This window comes from Pseudomonas sp. Z003-0.4C(8344-21) (genome assembly GCF_900104975.1).
GTDB lineage: Bacteria > Pseudomonadota > Gammaproteobacteria > Pseudomonadales > Pseudomonadaceae > Aquipseudomonas > Aquipseudomonas granadensis.
In genome coordinates, this window is record NZ_LT629756.1 from 2,921,204 (window position 1) to 2,943,598 (window position 22,395).

28 protein-coding genes are annotated in these 22,395 nt (G+C 61.6%); 8 read left to right on the plus strand and 20 right to left on the minus strand.

Going from position 1 to position 22,395, the window contains the following annotated elements; translation table 11 throughout:
* Positions 1-16 precede the first annotated feature (16 nt).
* The 3 genes from BLU24_RS13420 to BLU24_RS13430 all read right to left on the minus strand — a co-directional run bounded on the left by BLU24_RS13420 (position 17) and on the right by BLU24_RS13430 (position 2,946).
* Positions 17-775 carry an SDR family oxidoreductase gene (locus BLU24_RS13420; protein ID WP_093106659.1) on the minus strand — a complete coding sequence of 253 codons (759 nt, stop codon included), beginning with the start codon at positions 773-775 and terminating at the stop codon, positions 17-19.
* Positions 776-794: 19 nt separating this feature from the next.
* Positions 795-1,499, minus strand: a complete 705-nt coding sequence (locus BLU24_RS13425) for a fumarylacetoacetate hydrolase family protein (RefSeq protein ID WP_093100954.1) — start codon at positions 1,497-1,499, stop codon at positions 795-797.
* 97 nt (positions 1,500-1,596) lie between these two features.
* Positions 1,597-2,946 carry an MFS transporter gene (locus BLU24_RS13430; RefSeq protein ID WP_093100956.1) on the minus strand — a complete coding sequence of 450 codons (1,350 nt, stop codon included), beginning with the start codon at positions 2,944-2,946 and terminating at the stop codon, positions 1,597-1,599.
* Positions 2,947-3,034: 88 nt separating this feature from the next.
* Between BLU24_RS13430 and BLU24_RS13435 the strand changes: the two genes are divergently transcribed.
* Together BLU24_RS13435 and BLU24_RS13440 are read left to right on the plus strand one after the other, a co-directional pair.
* Complete coding sequence (locus BLU24_RS13435; protein WP_093100958.1) at positions 3,035-3,436, plus strand: hypothetical protein; 402 nt, start codon at positions 3,035-3,037, stop codon at positions 3,434-3,436.
* Between the two features lie 71 nt (positions 3,437-3,507).
* On the plus strand, positions 3,508-4,440 hold the full coding sequence (locus BLU24_RS13440) for a helix-turn-helix transcriptional regulator (RefSeq protein WP_093100961.1): 933 nt from the start codon (positions 3,508-3,510) through the stop codon (positions 4,438-4,440).
* Positions 4,441-4,451: 11 nt separating this feature from the next.
* On the opposite strand, the gene BLU24_RS27610 is transcribed toward BLU24_RS13440, so the two are convergent.
* The 3 genes from BLU24_RS27610 to BLU24_RS13450 are packed head-to-tail and all read right to left on the minus strand — an operon-like array spanning position 4,452 to position 6,398.
* Positions 4,452-4,616, minus strand: coding sequence for a hypothetical protein (locus BLU24_RS27610; RefSeq protein ID WP_157720846.1), 165 nt, complete (start codon positions 4,614-4,616; stop codon positions 4,452-4,454).
* Positions 4,617-4,620: 4 nt separating this feature from the next.
* The gene (locus BLU24_RS13445) at positions 4,621-5,619 is read right to left on the minus strand and encodes an NADP-dependent oxidoreductase (RefSeq protein WP_093100964.1); all 999 of its coding nucleotides are present in this window, start codon (positions 5,617-5,619) and stop codon (positions 4,621-4,623) included.
* Positions 5,616-6,398 carry an SDR family NAD(P)-dependent oxidoreductase gene (locus BLU24_RS13450; RefSeq protein WP_093100967.1) on the minus strand — a complete coding sequence of 261 codons (783 nt, stop codon included), beginning with the start codon at positions 6,396-6,398 and terminating at the stop codon, positions 5,616-5,618. The genes BLU24_RS13445 and BLU24_RS13450 overlap by 4 nt, the downstream gene beginning before the upstream one ends.
* Positions 6,399-6,556: 158 nt before the next feature.
* On the opposite strand from BLU24_RS13450, the gene BLU24_RS13455 reads away from it, so the two are divergent.
* Together BLU24_RS13455 and ycaC are read left to right on the plus strand one after the other, a co-directional pair.
* On the plus strand, positions 6,557-7,156 hold the full coding sequence (locus tag BLU24_RS13455) for a TetR/AcrR family transcriptional regulator (RefSeq protein ID WP_093100969.1): 600 nt from the start codon (positions 6,557-6,559) through the stop codon (positions 7,154-7,156).
* A gap of 125 nt (positions 7,157-7,281) precedes the next feature.
* Positions 7,282-7,914: an isochorismate family cysteine hydrolase YcaC gene (gene ycaC / locus BLU24_RS13460; protein WP_093100972.1), complete on the plus strand. Its 633-nt coding sequence runs from the start codon at positions 7,282-7,284 to the stop codon at positions 7,912-7,914.
* Positions 7,915-8,118: 204 nt separating this feature from the next.
* Here ycaC and BLU24_RS13465 read toward each other — a convergent pair whose 3' ends face one another.
* The 3 genes from BLU24_RS13465 to BLU24_RS13475 all read right to left on the minus strand — a co-directional run bounded on the left by BLU24_RS13465 (position 8,119) and on the right by BLU24_RS13475 (position 10,333).
* On the minus strand, positions 8,119-8,496 hold the full coding sequence (locus BLU24_RS13465) for a type II toxin-antitoxin system VapC family toxin (RefSeq protein WP_093100975.1): 378 nt from the start codon (positions 8,494-8,496) through the stop codon (positions 8,119-8,121).
* Positions 8,493-8,831 carry a type II toxin-antitoxin system Phd/YefM family antitoxin gene (locus tag BLU24_RS13470; protein ID WP_172833332.1) on the minus strand — a complete coding sequence of 113 codons (339 nt, stop codon included), beginning with the start codon at positions 8,829-8,831 and terminating at the stop codon, positions 8,493-8,495. Before BLU24_RS13470 ends, BLU24_RS13465 begins: the two co-directional genes overlap by 4 nt.
* 200 nt (positions 8,832-9,031) lie before the next feature.
* Complete coding sequence (locus BLU24_RS13475; RefSeq protein WP_093100981.1) at positions 9,032-10,333, minus strand: erythromycin esterase family protein; 1,302 nt, start codon at positions 10,331-10,333, stop codon at positions 9,032-9,034.
* A gap of 174 nt (positions 10,334-10,507) precedes the next feature.
* Between BLU24_RS13475 and BLU24_RS13480 the strand changes: the two genes are divergently transcribed.
* Entirely contained in the window at positions 10,508-10,708 is a 201-nt protein-coding gene (locus BLU24_RS13480) for a hypothetical protein (RefSeq protein WP_093100984.1), read from the plus strand.
* Between the two features lie 275 nt (positions 10,709-10,983).
* Here BLU24_RS13480 and BLU24_RS13485 read toward each other — a convergent pair whose 3' ends face one another.
* A complete protein-coding gene (locus tag BLU24_RS13485; RefSeq protein ID WP_093100987.1) occupies positions 10,984-11,601 on the minus strand; it encodes a helix-turn-helix domain-containing protein in 618 nt (205 codons plus the stop codon).
* Positions 11,602-11,646: 45 nt separating this feature from the next.
* Here BLU24_RS13485 and BLU24_RS13490 point away from each other — a divergent pair, with 45 nt between their 5' ends.
* Positions 11,647-12,342: a B3/B4 domain-containing protein gene (locus tag BLU24_RS13490; RefSeq protein ID WP_093100990.1), complete on the plus strand. Its 696-nt coding sequence runs from the start codon at positions 11,647-11,649 to the stop codon at positions 12,340-12,342.
* A gap of 40 nt (positions 12,343-12,382) precedes the next feature.
* Here the strand turns inward: BLU24_RS13490 and BLU24_RS13495 are convergent, their stop codons facing one another.
* The 6 genes from BLU24_RS13495 to BLU24_RS13520 form a co-directional block, all read right to left on the minus strand.
* Positions 12,383-13,306, minus strand: a complete 924-nt coding sequence (locus BLU24_RS13495) for a LysR family transcriptional regulator (RefSeq protein ID WP_093100993.1) — start codon at positions 13,304-13,306, stop codon at positions 12,383-12,385.
* 93 nt (positions 13,307-13,399) lie between these two features.
* On the minus strand, positions 13,400-14,110 hold the full coding sequence (locus BLU24_RS13500; protein WP_093100996.1) for an SDR family NAD(P)-dependent oxidoreductase: 711 nt from the start codon (positions 14,108-14,110) through the stop codon (positions 13,400-13,402).
* Positions 14,111-14,160: 50 nt separating this feature from the next.
* On the minus strand, positions 14,161-14,817 hold the full coding sequence (locus BLU24_RS13505; protein WP_093100999.1) for a DsbA family oxidoreductase: 657 nt from the start codon (positions 14,815-14,817) through the stop codon (positions 14,161-14,163).
* A complete protein-coding gene (locus tag BLU24_RS13510; protein ID WP_093101002.1) occupies positions 14,814-15,029 on the minus strand; it encodes a tautomerase family protein in 216 nt (71 codons plus the stop codon). Before BLU24_RS13510 ends, BLU24_RS13505 begins: the two co-directional genes overlap by 4 nt.
* Positions 15,030-15,189: 160 nt before the next feature.
* A complete protein-coding gene (locus tag BLU24_RS13515; RefSeq protein WP_093106662.1) occupies positions 15,190-15,885 on the minus strand; it encodes a tRNA (adenine(22)-N(1))-methyltransferase in 696 nt (231 codons plus the stop codon).
* Positions 15,886-16,028: 143 nt separating this feature from the next.
* Positions 16,029-17,078, minus strand: coding sequence for an NAD(P)-dependent alcohol dehydrogenase (locus tag BLU24_RS13520; RefSeq protein WP_093101005.1), 1,050 nt, complete (start codon positions 17,076-17,078; stop codon positions 16,029-16,031).
* A 223-nt stretch (positions 17,079-17,301) separates the two neighbouring features.
* On the opposite strand from BLU24_RS13520, the gene BLU24_RS13525 reads away from it, so the two are divergent.
* Complete coding sequence (locus tag BLU24_RS13525; protein ID WP_093101008.1) at positions 17,302-18,228, plus strand: Gfo/Idh/MocA family protein; 927 nt, start codon at positions 17,302-17,304, stop codon at positions 18,226-18,228.
* A 58-nt stretch (positions 18,229-18,286) separates the two neighbouring features.
* On the opposite strand, the gene BLU24_RS13530 is transcribed toward BLU24_RS13525, so the two are convergent.
* On the minus strand, positions 18,287-18,526 hold the full coding sequence (locus BLU24_RS13530) for a hypothetical protein (protein WP_090283995.1): 240 nt from the start codon (positions 18,524-18,526) through the stop codon (positions 18,287-18,289).
* 174 nt (positions 18,527-18,700) lie between these two features.
* On the opposite strand from BLU24_RS13530, the gene BLU24_RS13535 reads away from it, so the two are divergent.
* Positions 18,701-18,913 carry a DUF2945 domain-containing protein gene (locus tag BLU24_RS13535; protein WP_093101011.1) on the plus strand — a complete coding sequence of 71 codons (213 nt, stop codon included), beginning with the start codon at positions 18,701-18,703 and terminating at the stop codon, positions 18,911-18,913.
* Positions 18,914-18,922: 9 nt separating this feature from the next.
* On the opposite strand, the gene BLU24_RS13540 is transcribed toward BLU24_RS13535, so the two are convergent.
* The 3 genes from BLU24_RS13540 to BLU24_RS13550 form a co-directional block, all read right to left on the minus strand.
* The gene (locus BLU24_RS13540; RefSeq protein ID WP_093101014.1) at positions 18,923-20,185 is read right to left on the minus strand and encodes an NAD(P)/FAD-dependent oxidoreductase; all 1,263 of its coding nucleotides are present in this window, start codon (positions 20,183-20,185) and stop codon (positions 18,923-18,925) included.
* 71 nt (positions 20,186-20,256) lie between these two features.
* A complete protein-coding gene (locus BLU24_RS13545; protein WP_093101017.1) occupies positions 20,257-21,204 on the minus strand; it encodes a dihydrodipicolinate synthase family protein in 948 nt (315 codons plus the stop codon).
* A 55-nt stretch (positions 21,205-21,259) separates the two neighbouring features.
* Complete coding sequence (locus BLU24_RS13550; RefSeq protein WP_093101020.1) at positions 21,260-22,186, minus strand: 4-hydroxyproline epimerase; 927 nt, start codon at positions 22,184-22,186, stop codon at positions 21,260-21,262.
* Positions 22,187-22,395: the final 209 nt, after the last annotated feature.

Below are 22,395 nucleotides of genomic sequence, written 5' to 3' on the forward strand. Positions count from 1 at the left end.
GAATAAAAAGGCCGGCTCAACCGCGGCCGGCAAACGGCATGGCAGTGGCCATGACGGTCATGTTCAGAACGTTGGCCGACAGCGGCAGGCCAGCGATGTAGCGCACAGCCTCGGCGACGTGTTTGACGTCGACCATCGGCTCGACGGCGATGCTGCCGTTGGCCTGGCGCACGCCGCGGGTCATGCGCTCGGACATTTCGGTCAACGCGTTGCCGATGTCGATCTGGCTGCAGGCGATATTGAATTCGCGACCGTCCAGCGCCAGCGATTTGCTCAGGCCCAGCACCGCGTGTTTGCTGGCGGTATAGGCGCTGCTGAACGGGCGCGGCGTGTGCGCGGAAATCGAACCGTTGTTGATGATGCGTCCACCCTGTGGCTGCTGGCGGCGCATCAGGCCGAAGGCGCCGCGGGCACACAGGAAAACCCCGTTGAGATTGGTGTCGATCACGTTGCGCCACTGCTCGAAGGTCAGTTCATCCAGCGGCACGGCGGGGGCATTCACCCCGGCATTGTTGAACACCACGTCGAGTCGCCCGTAGACCTCGGCAATGCTGGCGAACAGCGCGTCGACACTGGCGGGGTCGCGCACGTCGGTGGGTACCGCCAGCGCTTGGTGGCCTTCGCTTGTCGCCAGTTCGACCAGCGCTTGCAAAGGTTCCGCTCGGCGTCCGGCGGCGACCACGGTGAACCCGTCGGCCATCAGGCCCAGCGCCACGGCGCGACCGATGCCGCTGCCGGCACCGGTGACCAGCGCAACTTTTAGCGGAGATGAAATGGACATGCTGAGGTTCTCCTTATGCAAATGACTGCGGACGAGCGCCGACGCGCATTTCCAATTGACCGATGCCATCGATGCCGGCGCTGATCAGGTCGCCGGGCTGCAGCGCATCGACGCCCGCCGGGCTGCCAGTCATGATCAGATCGCCGGCGCGTAACGCCACCGAACGAGAGATGCGGCTGATCACTTCGCTGACCGACCAGATCTGGTTGTCGAGGCTGTCACGCTGGCGTTCCTCGCCGTTGACGTTGAGCCACAACTCGCCCTCGGGATGGCCGCTGCGACTGACCGGCACAATCGCCGTCATCGGCGCGGCGCCATCAAAAACCTTGGCGCCTTCCCACGGCAGGCCCTTGCTCTTGGCCGCCAGTTGTACGTCGCGGCGGGTCAGGTCGAGCCCGGCGGCGTAGCCCCAGACATAGGCCAGCGCCTGGCTTTCGGGAATGTTCGCGCCGCCTTCGCCAATCGCCACCACCAGTTCGATTTCGTGGACGAACTCTTCGGTCAGCGGCGGGTAGGCCACTTCACCCACGGCATCGACAACGTTGCTCGCCGGCTTCATGAAGAACACCGGCGGCTGGCGCGACTGACCCTGGCTGTCCGGCCACGGGTAGTTGCGACCGACACAAAACACCCGACCGACAGGAAAGCGTTGCGCGCTGCCCACCACCGGCAAGGTCGCGGGCAGATCCGGAGTGAAAACGTATTCAGTCATGTTCATCCTGTGAGGTCCTGTGTGTGAGATCAGCCTACGGCGGCGCGCGTCGGTGTAGTTGGACGAATGCCGCTTCGGCTTGGAGAAAACGGTGCTGTTGTGCTCAGCGTGGTTTCAGTTCGATGCGATACAAACGGCCGAGCAGCAGCGAATAGGAGAGGGTGCCGATCAGCGCCACGCCGCCGATGAACCAGAACGCCCAGGCGAACGAGCCGGTGGCATGCACGATGGCGCCAATCACGATCGGCGTGACGATGCCGCCGATGTTCGCCGCCAGACTGGTGATGCCGCCGGTCAGGCCGATCAGCTCCTTCGGCGCGACTTCCGAGACCGCCGCCCATGAAGACGAGGCGATGCCTTGAGCGAAAAAAGCGATGGTTAGCACGGCAATGCAGATCGTGTTCGAGTCGGTGAAATTCACCAGCACGATCGACATGCCCAGCATCGACCCGACCACCAGCGGCAACTTGCGGGCGAACGACATCGAGTAGCCCCGGCGGATCAGCCCGTCTGAGACGATCCCGGCCAGGAGGATGCCCACGGTGGCGCCGACGAAGGGCAACACGGCGAAGATCCCGGCCTTGATCATCGTCAGTTGGCGTTCTTCGATGAGGTAAGTGGGGAACCAGGTCAGGAAGAAGTACAGCGCCGAGGTGCTGGCGAACTTGCCGATGCAGATCGCCCAGACCTGACGGTAGCTGAACAGCTCGGCGATCTGCCGCCAGTTGAAACGGGTGCGTTCCTGACTGCTTTTGACCAGACCGCCGCCCGCTTCGATGTACTGCAATTCGGCCTTGCTGACCTTTTTGCAATTGAGCGGATCGCGATACAGGTACAGCCACAGCACACCGAAAACGATGCCCAGTGCGCCGGTGCTGTAGAACACGTGGCGCCAGTCGAAGGTGGTCGCCAGCCACAGCAAGGCGCCGGTGAACAGCGCCGTGCCGAGGTACTGGCCGCAGACATAAATGCTGCTCGCCAGACCGCGTTCGCGCGCCGGAAACCACACCGTCACCGCGCGGCTGTTGGCCGGGAACGCCGGGGCTTCCATGGCACCGACCGCCAAACGCAGGCCGAACAGCGACGCGAAGCCGGTGGCGAAGCCCTGGCACACGGTGACCGTCGACCAACTGATCAGCGACACCCCATAAGTGAAGCGCGAACCAAAGCGGTCGGCGATGAACCCGGCCGGCACCAGCGCCAGCGCATAGGTCCAGGCGAACGCGGAGAAGATCAGGCCCATCTCGATCTTGTCCAGGCCCAGATCCTTGGCCATGAACGGTGCGGCGATCGAGATATTGACCCGGTCGATGTAGTTGATGATGGTCGCGATCAGCAACAGCGACAACATGAACCAGCGCCGCCGCGAGGGCAGGCGTTGCGGCACCACGGCGTCGCGCGCGCCGGCAATAACCGGCGGCACACTGGCTTGAGAAGCATGGGAATTGGACATGGACGGACCTCGTTATTGTTAGAAGGGTCGAGAGGTTTTCACGCAGCCGAAGGCCTTGCCCAGAAGCGTCGGGGCAGACAGATCGGCGTTGAAAAACGACGGCACGAAGGCCCGGCGTCAGACGTTCAGGGACGTCTCACGGCAGGCCGGTTCGGCGGGATCGGGAGGGGCGGCGAGGGGCAATGGCTGGATCATGACGTGCACACCTTTGATTGTTTTTGGAGGAGGCTGGGCTGCGTTGGTTATTACAGTGGTCGTACAACATCGTCAGATCAAGCCAGGGGTTAGAACGTTTTTTCTTATGACGCGAGTGCTGGTTAAACCTGTCCAAGAAAAAAATCTGCGTGCGACGCTTCAGAATCAATCGGATATGCGATTTAAGGTGTTGAAAATAAAGGGAAATACGTTTTTTCATGGCTCCAGATTTTTTGGACAGGCGAACGGCCACTTCCGCGGAGAAAAAATCATCGAGCATAAGGTCATCGTATGACTGCTTGCTGCGCCTTTGGCTTGCCTGCAAGATGATTCGTGCCCCATGTACCTGCCGAGGACCCTCCGCCGATGTCGTCACCGCACCGGATTCCCACCTACGTCATGCAGCAACGCAGCGAATTGACCGATTTCTACATTCGCGACAAAAAGGGCCGCCGCGCCGAAACCGCGCCGCATCGCCACGAATACTTTCAGATCCAGATCAACCTCGGCGGCGACACCGTGCAGCACATCGGCAACGTCGAGCGTCCGTTCCCGCGCAACACCCTGGCGTTCATCCTGCCGCACCGTGTGCATGTGATTCCGCACCCGGCAGAGAGCAATTTCATCGTCATCAATTTTTCCCAGACGTTCCTGTTGCCGCACTTGCAGTGCGACCCGATGGACCTCGAAGAGGTGTCGATCCTGCTGGCGCCGGAGCTGTCACCGTTCCGCTTTCAGGAGCATCTGGATTTCATTCTCGCGGATGCGGATTTCGCCGGGGTCTGTGCGCTGATCGAGCAGATGCGCCGCCTCGACGAGAATCGCCAGTTCGGCACGCGGGAGATGCTCAAGGGCTTGCTGCTGCAGTTGATCGGCAGCGTGTGTTTTCTGTACGCCGAGCCGCTCAAGCGCCTGGCCGAAGAAAACGCCGCCGAGGTCAGTCGACGCGATGCGCTGAGCCGCATGTTCGAATACCTGCGCAAGAACATCGCCGACCCGGATCTCAACCTGATCAAAGTGGCGGCGGCGACGTACCTGTCACCGACCTATCTGACCCACTGGCTGCGCAAGGAAATCGGCAAGACCTTCACCGAACTGGTGCTCGAACGGCGGATGCACGCGGCGCGCAATTTCCTCCTCAACAGCACCCGCTCCGTGGGCGAGGTGGCGCGCCTGTGCGGGTTTGCCGACGAGGCGTATTTCTCCCGGCGTTTCCGGCAGATTCACGGCCAGCCGCCGGGGCAGTTCCGCCGCCGGCAGCTCAACCCGGATACGCCGCAAACGCCGTTGAATACCTGACGGGCAACGTGTCAGGGCTCAAGCAACAAGGGCCGCCATATGATGGCGGCCGGGTCGAGCAGGGTGGCTGGCGGCTCGGTCGCGGGCGTTTGCTCCTTCTCGGGCGCAGTTGTGCCGAACGGTTGTGTGTTGGCAGGCGAATCTTCGGCGTAGCCGGCAACGTCATCGACAGGCATGCGGCTATTTCATCCGCACAACGACTTTACCCTTGGCGCGGCCCTGTTCGACATAAGCCAGCGCTTGCCCAGTCGACTCAAACGCAAAGCTGCGATCCAAGACCGGCGCCAGCTTGCCGGCCTCGATCAACGCGCTGATGTCGCGCAGCTGCACGCCGTTGGCCCGCATGAACAGGAAACTGTAACTGACGTTGTGCCGGCGAGCCCTGCGACGGATCTTCAGGCTCAACAAGCGCATGACTTGCCGCAGCGGCCAGGCAAGGCCTTGCGTCTTGGCGAACTCCGCGGTGGGCGGGCCGGAGATGGAAATCAGCTGGCCACCGGGCTTGAGCACTTTCAGCGAGTTCACCAGCACATCGCTACCGAGGCTGTTGAGCACCACGTCGTAACCGCGTAGCTCATCCTCGAAACGCTGGTGTTTGTAGTCCATCACCACGTCCGCGCCCAGTGCCTTGACCCACTCGACATTCGCCGTGCTGGTGGTGGTCGCGACAAACGCGCCAAGGTGTTTGGCCAGTTGAATCGCGACCGTGCCGACGCCGCCGGAGCCGGCATGGATCAGCACTTTCTGCCCGGCGCGCAACTGCGCGATGTCGACCAGCGCTTGCCAGGCAGTCAACGTCACCAACGGAATCGCCGCGGCCTGTTCCATATTGAGGTTGGCGGGCTTGCGCGCGACCGCATGCTGATCCACCGCGATCCGCTCGGCAAAGGTGCCGATGCGCTGTTCCGGCACCCGCGCATAGACCTCATCGCCAGGTTTGAAAGCCGTGACCGCTGCGCCGGTCGAGATCACCACACCGGCGACATCGTTGCCCAGTACCAGCGGCATCGCGTACGGCAGAATCAACTTGAATTCACCGCGGCGGATCTTCGAATCGAGGACATTGACGCTCGCCGCGTGCACCTCGATCAGGACGTCGTCAGGCCCAGGCGCGGGCTCGGCGACGTCGCTGATGTGCCCGTTGTGTTTGCCGTAGCGGTCGATGAGAAAAGCTTTCATGGCAGGTAACGCTCGGCAACCGCGGACTGGCGAATCTGCCCGAGCAAACCTTGCCGCGCGGTTTGCAGGTCATCCCAGCGCTGGCCTTCATGCAGCGGTGGAATGGTCACCGGCTCGCGGCGATCGAAACCGACCAGTGCGGCGTCGACCAGATCGCTGACTTCCATGATTTCGCTCAGGGTGTTGATGTCGATGCCTGCGCGATCCCAGATTTCCGTGCGGGTCGCGGCGGGCAGCACAGCTTGCACGTACACGCCCAGCGGCGTCAGTTCCAGGCTCAGGCCTTGCGAAAGAAACAGCACAAACGCCTTGGTCGCGCCGTAAACCGACATGCCGAACTCTGGCGCCAGTCCGACCACCGAACCGATATTGATGATCGCACCTTCACCGGCCTTGGCCAGACGCGGCGCAATCGCGCTGGCAAGGCGTACCAGAGCGGTGGTGTTGAGGGCGACCAGATTGGCCACGCTGTCGGTGCTCTGCTCGATAAAGCCGCCGGACTGCGCCGCCCCGGCATTGTTGACGAGGATGCCAATGCGCGCATCGTCACGCAGGCGCGCTTCGACGGTGGAAAGATCGCTGAGTCGGGTCAGGTCGGCCGGGATCACATCGACGGCAACGCTGTGCTCGCTGCGCAGTTTGGCCGCCAGTGTGTCGAGGCGTGCAGCATCGCGAGCGACCAGTACCAGATCATGCCCGCGTTGGGCGAAACGTTCGGCGTAGACCGCGCCGATACCAGTGGAAGCGCCAGTGATCAGGACAGCAGGGCGAGTGGTCATGGATTTATCTCTTTGCGAAGACAGCGGTTGGGGAAAGTGTGGAACAGCTGAAAGTGGATTTAGGATGATGACCTAAATCTAAGCTGTCAACGGTTTTGATTATGGCCAACATCTATGTATCATCAACGGATGATTTTTAGCGCAAAGAGGTACCGCTCATGCGAGTCAGCAAGGCCCAGGCACAGGCCAACCGTGAACACATCGTCGAGACGGCGTCCGAGCTGTTTCGTGAGCGAGGGTTTGACGGCGTTGGTGTGGCTGATCTGATGGCGGCGGCCGGTTTCACCCATGGCGGCTTCTACAAGCACTTCGGCTCGAAAGCGGATTTGATGGCCGAAGCCTCCGCCAACAGCTTGGGGCGATCACTGGCGACCGCCGAAACCCTCGACATCAAAGGCTTCATCGACCTGTACCTGTCGCGCGAGCACCGCGACGGACGTGGCGACGGCTGCACCATGGCCGCACTCTGCGGCGACGCCGCCCGCCAGCCGGACGAGTTGAAAGCCACGTTCGCCGACGGCATCGAGCGCACCTTGCAGACGCTGGGCGCCAAGTACCCGACTGACGCCGCAGCAGCGCCGGACGCGGCGCGTTTGAAAATGATCGGGCTGCTGGCGCAAGCGGTGGGCGCGGTCATGCTGTCCCGGGCGTGCCAGGATGATTCGGCGCTGGCCGATGAAATTCTTGCGGTGTGTCACGCGCAAATGCTGGCGTCGTTGCCGCCGGCTTCGGAGGATGAGGCGGAACAGAGCGAATAGGCATTGTCCGTTTGGAGTGGACAGTGAAACGCATTTCAGCCGATTTATCCCTTTTCGACGGGTCAGTAATCTGTACCCAACTTGAACGCAACAACAAACTTCAAACTTGAAAAGGGATGCCCACCATGACCACTCCAACCTACAACCGCCTGAACAAAGACGACGCCATCGTGCTGCTGGTTGACCACCAGACCGGCCTGATTTCCCTGGTGCAGGACTTCTCGCCCAACGAGTTCAAGAACAACGTCCTGGCCCTGGCCGACCTGGCGAAATTCTTCGACCTGCCGACCATTCTCACCACCAGTTTCGAACAAGGCCCGAACGGCCCGCTGGTCCCGGAACTGAAAGAAATGTTCCCGGACGCGCCGTACATCGCTCGCCCAGGCCAGATCAACGCCTGGGACAACGAAGATTTCGTCAAAGCGATCAAGGCCACCGGCCGCAAGCAGATCATCATCGCCGGCGTGGTCACCGATGTCTGCGTAGCGTTCCCAACGCTGTCGGCACTGGCCGAAGGTTTTGATGTGTTCGTGGTCACCGATGCTTCGGGCACCTTCAACACCACCGTGCAACAAGCCGCATGGAACCGCATGACCCAGGCCGGCGCACAAATGATGAACTGGTTCTCGGTGGCCTGTGAGCTGCACCGCGACTGGCGCAACGACATCGAAGGCCTGGGCAACCTGCTGTCGCAGCGCATCCCCAACTATCGCAACCTGATGAACAGCTACTCGGCGCTGACTGCAAAGCATAAGTAGTCGGTATCGCTACAGAACAAAAAGCCCGCTTTGAAAGCGGGCTTTTGTCGTTGCCACCTTAAACACACCGCTCCCACAGTGGACCGCATTTCAATTGAAGAACCACGAACAAATTGTAGGAGCTTGCCTGCAAGCGATGGCGGCCCGACATTCAATATGGATTTTGAATTACGAAGCGCGATTGCAAGAAAGCCACGCATCGGGTTAAACCAGAACCACCAGATCAGAATATCGAGCGACCAACGGATCGGCCGTAAGCAACCTCATCGGTTCGGTCATGGCTGTGGCAACGATAATGCGATCAAACGGATCCCGATGATGGTGTTCAAGATCCTTCACAGCTATGGCGTGTTCCGTGGTCACCGGCAATTCGATAAACCCGCTATCAAGGCAATGTTGGCGGATGTCATCCAGATCTACATCCAATTTACCGAGCCCGACCTTGATAGCCATTTCCCAAAAAGTGGCGGCACTGATGTAGATATCGGCAGCGTTTTCAATCAGCTTTCTGGCTTTACCAGACAATTTGGCGTCATCACTGAGCGTCCAGAGCAGAATATGTGTATCAAGCAGTAGCCTCATGTCTGAGTGCCTTCAAATGCATCCAGCATGTCATCGGGCAATGGTGAGTCGAAATCTGCAGGCAGCAACAGTTTGCCCTTCATTGCACCAATACGCTGTGCGGTCGGTTTTCCCGCAGGAACGAGGCGAGCCATCGCCCGGCCATGCTTGGCAATCGTGATGACTTGTCCAGCGGCGGCATCATCGACAAGTTTGGATAGGTTGTTTTTAGCTTCGGCCAGCGGAACGATGATCATCAGTTCACTCCAATATTCTGGACAAATATAGCCAGAATAATTTGGCGCTGCCAATCCCTCGGCGCTTTCAGCCCATTTGGAAAAGATATCTCTATGCATTTTCGCCTCGCTGTTCTTTCGATTGAACAAGGCTTCACCATAGAACTATCCATTCACGCTGGCTGTAGGACGAAACGGAGGTTGCAGCGAGAGCTTTCGGCATTTGTCCGCGGACAGAACAAAATCGGTAAAAAGTCATACAAACGACTCTCTGGCAAGCCAGCCGCCACTCAGTTTTTATGTCGCTGTACCGATACGGTTCACACCCCAAACGGAAATGTGTCCTCTTCATGACTCGATGACTCGGGGCTCGACAGCGGTGTAATCGCCGTGGTCTGCGCGAACCATAAATACGCATCGAATTGCTCACTGAGGGTGGCGTCGAAGTAGTGGCTTTGGCGTTCGGTCTGCGGGCGGTAGATCACCCCGATCGCGCGTTCGAGCAGGCGCCGCGTGAGGGCTTCGCGCAACTCGGCGCGATCTGCCGCGCGCCAGTCATATAACGCCTGCGGGCAACCGGCCTCAACACAGGCGCGCTCCCAACTGCGCGGCAGGGCGGGAAGCACATTTTTGATCTGCATCGGCGCGTCCCAGTCGTCGGCAGCTGCCACGCTGCCCTGATCGGTGCCCATGCCGATCAGCACCGCGTCTTTGCCGAAGGCTTGCCGGCACAGCTGGCCGAGGGTCAGTTGGCCGCTGTCGCCCATTTGCGTGGCGCGGGCATCGCCGATGTGCGAATTGTGCGCCCAGACGACCACTTTCGCCTCGTGCGCGTGGCGCATGCGCAACGCTTGGAGGGTCTCGAACATGTGCCGGTCGCGCAAGTTCCACGATTCGCGGCTGCCGCGATACATCGCTCGATAATATTGTTCGGCGGCGTGCACGACGCGGGCGTTCTGGGTGGCGTTGAACAGCGCTTCGCCGTCGTTTTTCATCAGGCTCAGACGTTCATTCAACAGGGCCTGAAGTTGTTCGAGCACGGCGCGTTCGCAAGTGGCCATGCCGCCCACTTCTGTGAAATGCCCGTAGAGCGCCGGATCATCGTGCCAGGGATTCAGGCAGGCGTAGCGCTGTTGTGCTTCGCGGGCCATGGCCGGGTCGGTGTCTTGCAGATAACCCAGCACCTCGCGAATCGAACTGCGCAGGCTGTACACGTCGAGTCCGCGAAACTCCACGCGTCGCTCTGCCGGCTGTGCTTGATTGTATTGCTGCATCCAGCGGGTAAATGCCTGCACATCGGTGTTGCGCCACATCCAGGTCGGGAAGCGTGAGAACGCCGCGTCGTGCCAGGCCCCTTGACCTCGGCCGCGCACGCAGCGATCAATCTGATCGGCGTCCGGCCAGTCAGCCTCGACCGCGACAATGGTGAAACCATGATGGGCAATCAGATGCCGGGTGATCGCCGCGCGTGCTTCGTAGAATTCATGAGTGCCGTGGCTGGCTTCACCGATCAACACCACCTGGGCATCGGCGTAGCGGTCGAAGAGGTCGGCAAAGGCGTCACTGCCAACATCCGGCAGCGGTTCGGCGTATTCCTTGAGGGTCGAGACCAGAGTGTCCATGTGCGGATTCTCCGTGGAGGGTTGTGCATTGGAAAACCCGCAGCAAACAGCGGTTCCATCGAACTGAGCGGACGGCTGACGGCCCGGCGATGCACCGTTCGTCCAGCGTTGGGCACTTGCCCGGCCGATGCTTTTCTCAGTTTTACCCACTGTGAATTTCAACGGAGAGCAGACATGGACATTGACGAAAACGCACCGGGCAATCAGTCGCAGCAAGGCGCAACACGCCCGACCGACAACGAGGCCGGGCAAGATTCCCCGCGCAAAAAACCCGAGGTGCCGCTGCCGGCCGATGACGAAGCACCGGTTGATGAAGACATGGCGGATGTCGACGCGACGAACTCGGTTTCGCAGGAACATCCCAAGCCGCAATAACAGCGCAAACGCAGGCGTAGACAGTTGAGGCGGTGTTGCAGCTCAAAAGCCCCTCACCCTAACCCTCCCGAAACGTCGGACCGCCCGGGGGGAGAGGGGACCGATCGCGTTGGATATGAGACGTGCATCGACCTGAGCGTTCTGAGTCGAACTCAAACCTCGAAAGCGACAAGGATCGGCTCCCTTTCCCCCTCGCCCCCTGTGGGGGAGAGGGCTGGGGTGAGGGGGCTCGATTCAGGCAACCCCACACAAATCACGCCGGGCTAACAAGCCGCTTACACTCCCCGAACCGCCTGATGAATCTCCGTCACCGACATGGTGAACACCAGCTTCGATTTCCCCTGATTGGCATACTCATGCGGCACATCGGTCCTGGCCACAGCCGAGCAACCCGGGCCGATGATCAGTTCAACCTCGCCAACCTTGAGCCGCAGCGTGCCTTTCTCGACGTGAAACAGTTCGGTGGTGCCGTGCGGGTGGCCGGGGGAGCTGTAGCTTTCGCCGGGGAACATCTCCCAGCGCCACAATTCGAGCATGTTCGGCCCGCTGGTGCCGGCCAGCAAGCGCGCCGATCCACCGAGCTCGCCGTGCCATAACGTGGGAATGTCCTGACTGTCGATCAAATGCGCCGCGGGTGTGTCGGCGACGTTGACGAAGTCCGCCACGGAAAGCCCCAGCGCAGCGGCGATCTTGCACAGAATCGCGATGCTCGGGTTGGCGGCGCATTTCTCGATTTCGACCACCATGCCCTTGCTCACGCCGGCGCGGCGCGACAGTTCGTCGAGGGTCATGTTCTGCTGTTTTCGGGCCTGCTTGAGAGTGCGCGCAACGGCTTCGCTTACGCTCTGGACGTCGGCGCCGGCCTCGGTCGATATATTGACTTTTTTGGTCATTGGTCGCTAGCATCGGTTGAAATTCAGGTTTAAGGGGATTCTGGGATGCTGTCTGTCGTGCCGTCAATCGATCCGGCTGTTGCGCAACTGGCGCCGGGCTTCAGAGCGTTGAGTATTGTCGTGCAAGCGGCGCCGATTACCCGCCCGCTGATTGCCGGCGAAGCGCTGGCCAACGCCTGTCAGACGGTGACCGCGGGCGGTCCGGAGTGGGCGGCGGCGCATCTGCAGGCGTGGGCCGAGGTATTCCGCCGCTTCGGCGCCAAGCCGCAACGTACGCCGTGTTCGGCCGAAGCACTGCGCAAACGCGTGCTGCGCGACGGCAGCCTGCCGAGCATCGACCCGGTGGTTGATCTCTACAACGCCATCAGCCTGGCCTACGCGATCCCGGTCGGTGGCGAAAATGCCCAGGCCTACGTCGGCGCGCCGCGCCTGGTGGTGGCCGACGGCAGCGAACCGTTCGACACCATGAAGGAAGGCGCCCCGGTCCATGAATTCCCTGACGCCGGCGAGGTGGTCTGGCGCGACGATCAAGGCGTGACCTGCCGCCGCTGGAACTGGCGCCAGGGCGTCAGAACCCGCCTCGATGCCCAGGCGCAGCAGATGTGGTTCATCCTCGAAAGCTTGCCCGAGATGCCGCTGGAAGCACTGACCGAAGCCGGCGACAAACTCATCGAAGGCCTGCAACAAATGATGCCTGGCGCCGAGATCGAAAGCATGTTGATCGGACCGGGGGCGGGCTGATCTGCGCCCGTGAATCGGTATCGCAATTCAATTCACCCACCTAGGCGCTCGCCCACGCTTCGCGATACTGCAACAGAAAATCCACAAACGCGCGCACCCGCTGCGGCACATAGCGGCCGTGCGGGTAGAGCAGGGTGTAAGGCCGTGAGCGTCCGGCGTAGGGCTGCAACACCTCGATCAGGCTACCCTCGGCCAGCTCTTTTTCAACGATGAATTTATACGTCTGAAACACCCCGGCACCGTGCTTGGCCAGGGTCACGCCGCCGAGTACGTCGTCGGAACAGGAGTAGCCGCCGTCGGACATGACTTCGCGGTCCTCGCCGTTTTCCTGGAACAGCCAGGAGATGCGCCGGCCGCTGCTTGGCAGCTCGAACTGAATGCAGTCGTGTTGCACCAGGTCTTCAAGTGTTTGCGGTGTGCCGGCCTTCTGCAGGTAGTCAGGGGAGGCAACCACCACCAGTTTCGCGTCTTCGAGCAGGCGCGCGATCATGCTCGAGTCGGGCTGGGCGCGAACGCGGATAGCGAGGTCGTAGCCTTCGCCGACGAAGTCGATGTTGCGGTTGCCCAAGTGAATATCGACGCTGACCTGCGGATACAGCGCACGGAATTTTGGTAGCAGCGGCAGAATACGGTGGTGGCCGTAAGTGGTCGGTAGGCTGATGCGCAGCAAACCCGACGGCGTGGTCTGCGCGCCCATGACTTCCTGCTGCGCCTCGACCAGTTGGGTCAGGGCCTGGCTGCACTGGAGGAAGAAGTTTCGCCCGGCTTCGGTCAGGCGAATGCTCCGTGTGGTGCGGGCAAACAGGCGTGAACCCAAACGTTGTTCCAGACGCAGAATCGACCGGCTGACAGCCGCGGGGGTGACCCCGGCCAGTTGCGCGGCGGCGGTGAAGCTGCCGGCCTCGGCGGCGAGGCAGAACAGCTCGATACTGCCCAGTTGCAGGTCATCAAAATGGCGCTTCATGTGGGTACACCGAGGTTTGCCTGACATGTGATCCTCGGTGTTATCTCACGAAGCAGCACCGCCGGTACACACCGGCGGGGAAGCGGGGAGCGATCAGTGGCCAGCGCTTTGGCCGCCGTCGACATGGAGGATTTCACCGGTGACGAAATTCGCGGTGTCGAGGTACAGAATCGCCTGGACGATGTCATCGATTTCGCCCATGTGGCCCATCGGGTGCAGGCTGCCGAGGGCGGCGTGGGTCTCTTCGCCGTGCATCGGCGTTTTGATGATGCCAGGCGACACCGCGTTGACCCGAATGCCACGCTTGGCGTACTCGATGGCCAGGGATTTGGTCGCTGCGTTGATGCCACCCTTGGTCAGCGAAGCGAGGACCGACGGCACGCCGTCAATCGCATGGTCGACCAGGCTGGTGGTGACGCTGACGATGTGGCCGCTGGCGTTCTTCTGCATTTCGGCGATTGCCAATTGTGAGATGTAGAAGAAGCCGCTCATGTTGGTCGCCACGACCTGGGCGTAGTCGGCGTGACTGTATTCGGTGAACGGTTTGGCGACGAAGATCCCGGCGTTGTTGACCAGCGTGTCGATCCGGCCGAAGCGGGCGACGGCTTCACGAATCACCCGCTCGGCGGTTTTCGGGTCGGCGATGTCACCGGCGACGGCGAGAATATCCGGGTCTGTCGAAGGCTGGATCGAACGCGAAGTCGCGACCACTTTGTAACCGCGCTCGCGGAAGCTTTTGACCAGACCTGCGCCAATGCCTTGCGAGGCGCCAGTGATAACCACAACTTTGTTGGAGGTGTTCATGATGTTTCCTCTATGCAATCTGAATGGGTTAGGTAACGACTTGCAAAATTTCAGGCGTGCGCCGGAACCTGCGCGGCCTGGCGTAACGCTTGCTCGTAATAAGCGACGGACTGCGAAGCGGCGATGAGCTGTTGGTCGTCGATGACCATGGCCGGAACCGAATCGATGCCGCGCAGTTGGTAGAACCGTTCGAGTTCACGCACTTCCTCGGCAAATTCCCCGTTCGCCAGCACGGCCTGCGCTCGCTGGCTGTCGAGGCCGACGGCGCCGGCCAGAGTGACCAGCGTGGCGTGGTCATTCGGGTTCTGGCCGTCGCTGAAGTACGCCTTGAGCAGCGCGCGTTTCAGTGGCCGTTGCACCCCTTGTGTTACGGCCCAGAACAGCAGGCGATGGGCATCGAAGGTGTTGTGAAAGTGGCTGCGTTTTTCCAGGTCGAAGTGAAAACCGATCTGCGCGCCACGTTCGATGATCATCGCGTTGCGGTCCGCCACTTGCTCGGCGCTGCGCCCGTATTTGCGCATCATGTGGACAATGGCGTGCTCACCTTCGGCAGGCATGTCCGGGTTCAGCTCGAACGGTTTGTAAGTCAGTTGCACCTCGACTTCACCGGCCAGATTGCTGATCGCCTGTTCCAGCGCGGTGGCGCCAAGGGCGCACCAGGGGCAGACGACATCCGAAACGAAATCTATTTTCACCGTGCGGCTCATGACTGCGAATCCGCCAGTTGCTTGCGGTACTCGGTGGTGCTGATGCCGGCGTAGCCCCAGTTATCGGTGTCGACTTCTTCGATGACGATGTGCGTCAGGTGCGGATCCTTTTTCAGCACGCGGGTCATGGTCTCGGTGATTTCCTGGATGACCTGGGCTTTCTGCTCGCGGGTGACGCCGTCGCGGGTGATACGAACGCTGATGAAAGGCATGTGAGCTATCTCCAGTCGCTGGCCCGTCGGAGTGAAGGGCCGCTGTTGGAGTGAACTTTAGGGGGCAGGGTTGAATTGATAAATGGGGCTTGCGGTACATCATTTGTGATGCGGTGTATCTAATCGAAGCGTGCTGATGACGGTTCGAGCGGGGAGGATTTCAGCCCAGCAGTGCTTCGATCCAGCGCGTCTGTTGCGTGAGGGCTTCAAGCTTTTCCTGCGGCACGGTCTGTCGCGCCTGGGCGAGGCGGGTCAGGGTTTTCTGCTTGAGGCGTAGTCGATGCTGCCATTTGCGGATGAAGGCCGGGCTGCGCGTCTGCATTTGCACCGGGCCGAAGTACAGTTGCTGAGCGGTATAGCTCACCGGGCCGTCGCGCTCGGCCACGATGATTTCGTAGTCGAAACGGTTTTCGTGCAGCACTTCTTCGCTGAGGATGCGGTAGCCGTGCTCCATCAGCCAGTGGCGCAACGGTTGTTCGCCGCCGTTGGGTTGCAGCACCAGGCGTTCGTTGCCGCTGAGGTGAGCCTTGCCGGCTTCGAGAATGTCGCGGATGGTTTCACCGCCCATGCCGCAAATGCTGACGGCGCTGATGCCGTCGTCAGGCCTGATCGCGGCCAGGCCATTGGCCCGCCGCACGCTGATGTACGCCTGCAGGTCGTTTTCACGCACCGTACGTTGCGCCGCCTGGAACGGCGTCAGGGCAACTTCGCCCGCCACCGCTGCGCTGATCAGCCCCCGGCGCATCAAGGCGACCGGCAGATAACCGTGATCCGAACCGATATCGGCCAGCCGCGCACCGACCGGCACGTGTGCGGCCACGCGCTCAAGGCGCAGGGACAAAGTCTGTTCGTTCAACGGCAACCCCTTTCAACACGAACCTGCGGCTCGACGGCAGGCAAAGGGGTGCGACTCTGGCGAGCCGCGCCGAAGCTGTCAAATTCCGCCGACAGAATCGTTGCGCCCATCGCCAGCGCCAGGCTGGAGATGGGCGCGAGGGGTTAGCCGGCCAGGGTTGCGTTGTCGATCACGAAGCGATATTTCACGTCACCCTTGAGCATGCGCTCGTAGGCGTCGTTGATCTGCTCGGCGCCGATCAGTTCGATGTCCGAAACGATGCCGCGCTCGGCGCAGAAATCGAGCATTTCCTGAGTCTCGGCAATCCCGCCGATCATCGAACCGGCGATGGTGCGGCGCTTGGTGATCAGGTTGAACACGTTGGGCGACGGGTGCGGCGAGGCGGGCGCGCCGACCAGCGTCAGGGCGCCGTCACGCTTGAGCAGCACCAGAAACGCATCGAGATCGTGGGGCGCGGCGACGGTGTTGAGGATCAAATCGAAGCTCTTGGCATGCGCGGCCATTTCTTCGGCATTGCGCGACACCACCACTTCATCGGCGCCCAAGGCTTTCGCCGCGTCGCGCTTGGATTCCGAGGTGGTGAAGGCGACGACATGCGCGCCCATCGCGTGCGCCAGTTTGATACCCATGTGCCCCAGCCCGCCGATGCCGACGACACCGACTTTCTTGCCCGGCCCGGCGTTCCAGTGACGCAGCGGCGAGTAGGTGGTGATGCCCGCGCACAGCAGTGGCGCGACGGCCGCCAGTTGTGCCTCGGAATGACGGATGCGCAGGACATAGCGCTCGTGCACGACGATGTTTTGCGAGTAACCACCCAGCGTCCAGCCCGGCTCATCCGGGGTCGGGAAGTTGTAGGTGCCGATCATGCCGTCGCAGTAGTTTTCCAGACCGCTTTCACAGTCGTCGCAATGTTTGCAGCTGTCGACGATGCAACCGACGCCGACCAGATCGCCGACCTTGAAGTCTGCAACATGCGCACCCACCGCCGAAACCCGGCCGACAATTTCATGGCCCGGTACGCAAGGGAATTGCGTGCCGGCCCATTCGGCGCGCACCTGATGCAGGTCGGAGTGGCAGATGCCACAGAAGGCGATGTCGATCTGTACGTCGTGGGCGGCCGGCGCGCGGCGCTTGATCTGCAGCGGCTCAAGGGGTTGGTCGCCGGCGTGGGCACCGTAAGCGTGTACAAGCATGGGAACGTCCTCCATCGGTTTATCGTGAGGTTATTCTTGCGGGTCTGGCGTATCCGGTCATGGTGCAATCCTGTGCGATGCTTGCCTGATCCTGCGAGGTACCACAGACCTTGTGAATTTGTGACGTTGCGCCGACAGACGCTCAAGTGATTTGCAGGTAATCTGCCGACGCGCTGACTCAAACGCGTCAGCTGACTAAAACAAAACAAAAGCGGAGTCATTGATGCAACCAATCCGTCTCGGTCTGGTGGGCTACGGCAAGATTGCCCAGGATCAACACGTACCGGCGATCACCGCCAATCCAGGATTCCAGCTGGTTTCGGTCGCCACCCAGGGCAAGCCCTGCGCCGGCGTCGAGAATTTCCAATCGTTGACCGAGCTGCTGGCCAACGGCCCGGCGGTGGATGCGATCGCGTTCTGTACACCGCCGCAAGGTCGCTTTGCACTGGTTCAGGAGGCCTTGGCCGCGGGCAAACACGTGCTGGTCGAAAAGCCGCCCTGCGCCACCTTGGGCAAGGCTTTGGCTTTGGTCGATCAGGCGCAGGCGCAAGGCGTCAGTGCCTTGTTTGCCTGGCATTCGCGCTACGCCCCTGGCATCGAAGCCGCTCGTGACTGGCTTGCCTCGCGCACCCTGCAAAGCGTGCAGATCGACTGGAAAGAAGACGTGCGCAAATGGCACCCCGGCCAGACGTGGATCTGGCAACCCGGCGGCCTCGGCGTATTCGACCCGGGCATCAACGCCTTGTCGATCGTCACCCACCTGCTGGCGCTGCCACTGTTTGTCGAAGCCGCCGAGTTGCGCGTGCCGAGCAACTGCCAGTCGCCGATTGCCGCCTCGATCAAAATGTCTGACGCGAACCACCTCGATGTGCGCGCCGAATTCGACTTCGACCATGGTCATGACGAACTCTGGAGCATCGAAGTGCGCTGCGCCGAGGGCGTGTTGCGCCTCGATAACGGCGGCGCGCTGCTGAGCATCGATGGCGTACGGCAGACGGTGTCGGAAGAGGGCGAATACGCCGCCGTCTACCGACACTTCCAGCAGTTGATCGGCACAAAGGCCAGTGATCTGGACGTGCAGCCGTTGCGCCTGGTGGCGGACAGTTTTTTTGTCGGTTGCCGGGTGGCGGTTGAGGCGTTTTACGACTAGTCGTCAGAATCGCTCGCTTCGTGGCAGCGCTGCCTAACCACAGCGCTGCCACGCCGGCTCAACGCGGGTTAGGTTGATCATCCATCTCCGCATTGTCGGTTTCCCTGCGCACTCGTTCCGGGTCGAGACCGGTGCTGTCATCGTCCAGCGGAATTTCGCCCTCGTTGTCAGGGAGTTCATCGATGCCGCGATCCTTCATCGGATCGACTTCGGTGCGGCCCGGGCTCAACGGATCCGGGGTGGTCGGAAGCGGATCGTCCTGAACGGTTGCGCTTTGCAGGTTTGGGTCGTTGGTCATTTCACACCTCGCGTTGTGCGCTGTTTTATCGGCGTACAGGTTGGAGGTGCAGGGAAATCATGCCGTTCGATTTTTCCGCGTGCCGGTGGTCGGCTCAGCCGTGGAAACACACTTTGTTGAATTTTCTCCGGTGACAGAAGATCCACAGCACAACCAAGACACAAGGAAATCGACATGAGCGCTTCATTCAAAGTCGGCGATGCGGTGCGCTGGAACTCCGAGGCCGGGGAGATTCATGGCACGGTGGTCAAGGTGCACACCCGCGATACCGAGTTCATGGGCCGCCATCGGCCGGCTTCGAAGGACTCGCCGCAGTACGAGGTCAAGAGTGACAAGACCGGTCACTTGGCCATGCACCACGGCGAGGCGCTCAAGCGCGTTAACTGACGCGCTCAATCAGAAACGCGCCAATCGGTAACGATCTCCCTTCGGCAAATCAGGCGCCGGATTTGAAGCCGGGAACGCCATCTGCACCAGCATTTCGGCGGTGACAGCTGCCTGGGTCAGGCCCAGGTGCTGGTGACCGAACGCGAGCATTACCTTGCCCTCGCAGACCTGATCGATGATGGGCAGCGAGTCCGGCAGCGAAGGGCGAAATCCCATCCACGGCGTTGCCGCTTCAGTGCTCAAATCCTCGCGAAACAGGCCTTGGCTCAAACGGTGCAATTGCCAGGCGCGTTGCATATTGGCCGGCTTGTGCAGGCCGGCGAATTCCACCGTGCCCGCCAGGCGCAGGCCTTCGGTCATCGGCGTCATGATGAACTTGCGCTCCAGCGAGGTGACGGGGAAGGGCAGTCGACCGGTTTCGTGGGGCAGCATCAGGTGATAACCGCGCTCGGTGTCCAGCGGGACCTTTTTGCCGGTGAGGGCGGCGGTGAGTGGCGCCGAATGGGCGCCGCAGGCGATCAGCACGCGGCGGGCGCTGATTGGCCCGTTGTCGGTGTGCAGACAAACGCCGTTGTCCTGCACCTGACCACCCGCCACCCGCTGCTGCAAAATACTCACGCCGCCAGCCTTGGCCGCATCGACCAACGCGGTCACTACGCGGTAGGGATCGATGAAATGCCCGGTGCTTGGGAAGAACAAGCCGCCTTGAATCCTTTCGCTTAGCTGAGGCGCGGTATCGCGAATGGCGCCGGCCTGCCAGACATCCACCGGCACTTGTTGCTGGTGCAACCTTTGCTGCAACGCCTCGATTGCCTGCCGTGATTCGCCGCGCTCGTACACCAGCAATGAACCGTCGGCTTTAAGCAAATCGCCGCGCTGAATATCGCCGAGCAAACGTTGCCACGCCCCAAGGCTGCTTCCGTTCAATGCGCGCAAACCGGCGACCGTATTCTCGAACGGCTGCGCACGCAGATTCAGCAACAACCGAGTGAACCACGGCAGCGCGCGCGGCAGGTAGCGCCAGTCCAGGCGCAACGGCCCCATCGGATCGAGCAGCATGCCCGGCAGGCGTTTGAGGATCGACACGTCGGCGATGGGAAACACCTGCTCGGTCGCCAGATGCCCGGCATTGCCGAACGAAGCGCCATGGCCGTGGGGCTGCTGATCGATCACGACCACGCGCAAACCCTGACGGGCCAGACGCAGCGCGCAGGCAACGCCAATAATGCCGGCACCGACCACGGCGATGTCGTGCGCAGGGTTATTTGCCATGGTGTGTTCCTGAGAAAAAGAGGAGGAACTGCCGGCAACCTCGGGCTGCACGGCAGGTGCAAGTGCGTGACTCAGGCGAAGTCCTGTTCCGCCGACCAGTTTTCATACCAGTGACGGAACAGCGCATATTGCTGCTCGGCGTAACGCCGTTGCGAGTCGCTCAAGGCGTCGGTTTCGTTGAAGTGCAGGGTGTATTCCTTGTCGCCGTTGAGCACCATCAAATGCTTGTAATACAGGACCAGATCGCAGCCCTCATCGAACGACGACAACACCGCCAGCGCCGACTCCAGCTCCCGCGCCAGACGCCGCGCCCTGGCGTCGCCCTTGGCCGCTTGCTTGCTCAGCGCCACCAGTTGCAGCACTTCGCGCGGCAGGGCGTTGCCGATGCCGGTGATCGCGCCGGCGGCGTTGCAGTTGACGAAACCGTGCACCACTTGGGTGTCGACGCCGACCATCAGGGTCACGTCATCGTCCTTGGAGGTGATGTTTTCGGCGGCGTAACGCAGGTCGGCGGCGCCGCCGAACTCCTTGAAGCCGATCAGGTTCGGGTGCTCGCGACGCAGTTCGAAGAACAGCTCGGCGCGGGTGGCGAAGCCGTAGTAGGGGCTGTTGTAGATCACCGCCGGCAGGTTCGGCGCGGCTTGCAGAATCGCCGAGAAATGCGCCTTTTGCGCCGCCGCAGAAGCCCCACGCGACAGCACTCGCGGAATCACCATCAGGCCTTGCGCGCCGACTTTGGCGGCGTGCGCGGCATGGGATATCGCCTCCCGGGAATTCACCGCGCCGGTGCCGACAATCGTCGGCACGCCGGCCGCGACCAGCCGCGCCACGCCTTCCTGACGCTGGGCTTCGGTGAGCAGCGGCCAGTCGCCCATCGAACCGCAATAGACCACCGCGCTCATGCCGATGTCGACCAGTTCGCGACCCTTGGCCACCAGCGCGTCGAAGTCCGGGGTGCGCTGGGCGGTGCACGGGGTCATCAGGGCCGGCATGCAACCGGTGAAGATGTTGTCGCTCATTGTCATGACTCCTTGGCACAGCATTCGAAGTAAGGTGAAAAACCAGCGTGGCGGCTCAGATACCCCACGCGAACGGATCCTGTTCGTCGATCAGCAGGGTGCTGTCGGCGGTCATGTAGGCGCGGCCGGTGATGAACGGGCGAATGCGCTCGCCTGCCCATTCGAAGCGGCCTTCGAACTGGCTGCCGGTGATGCTCGCCTGCACCCAGAGCGCGCCGGGCTGCAATTTGTCGTCGGCAGCCAGGCAGGCGAGTTTGGCGCTGGTGCCGGTGCCGCACGGTGAGCGGTCATAGGCTTTGCCGGGGCACATGACGAAGTTGCGGCTGTCGGCGTTGGCGTCATCGGCGAACAGTTCGATGTGATCGATGACCGCGCCGTCCTCACCGTAAATGCCCTGATCTTCAAGGGCTTTGAGCATGGCCCAGGTGTAGGTGGTGAGGTGCTCGACGTGGTCCATGGTCAAGGTCTGGCCGTGCTCGGAGACCAGGAAAAACCAGTTGCCGCCATAAGCGATGTCGCCGGATACCTGGCCAAAACCCGGCACGTCTACCGCCACCTGCGTGCGGTAGCGATAGGCGGGCACGTTGCCGACGGTCACGCTGCCATCCTCGTGCAGGGTGGCGCTGACCGGGCCTACCGGCGTGTCGATCCTGTGTTCGCCGGGCTGGATCTTGCCCAGGTACTGCAACGAGTTGATCAGGCCGATGGTGCCGTGGCCGCACATGCCCAGATAACCGGCGTTGTTGAAGAAGATCACCCCGCAGGTGGCCTCCGCCGAGACCGGCGGGCAATACAGCGCGCCGACCAGTACGTCGTTGCCGCGCGGCTCCAGCAGGCAGGCGCGGCGCCACTGATCATGCTGGCTGCGCAGGGCATCGCGTTGTTCGGCGATGGTCGCGCCGGGCAGGGCGGGGAAGCCGTCCATTATCAGCCGGGTAGGTTCGCCGCCGGTGTGCGAGTCGATCACGTGCAATCGTTTCATGGGCATGTCCCGTAGATGATTTCAGTAGGCGCCGAGGACTCACGCTGGCGCTGGAGGCAGCGACTTCACTTTCCGGCCTGACTCTGCACTCATCGACGCAGCAGCGATTGATGTTTTAGCGCGGCATCGATGACGAATTCAGCACAATGGCGCTGCTGGAACGCCACGCTCGACAGGCTTCGGGCGATGTTGCAATCTGCACGCGACCG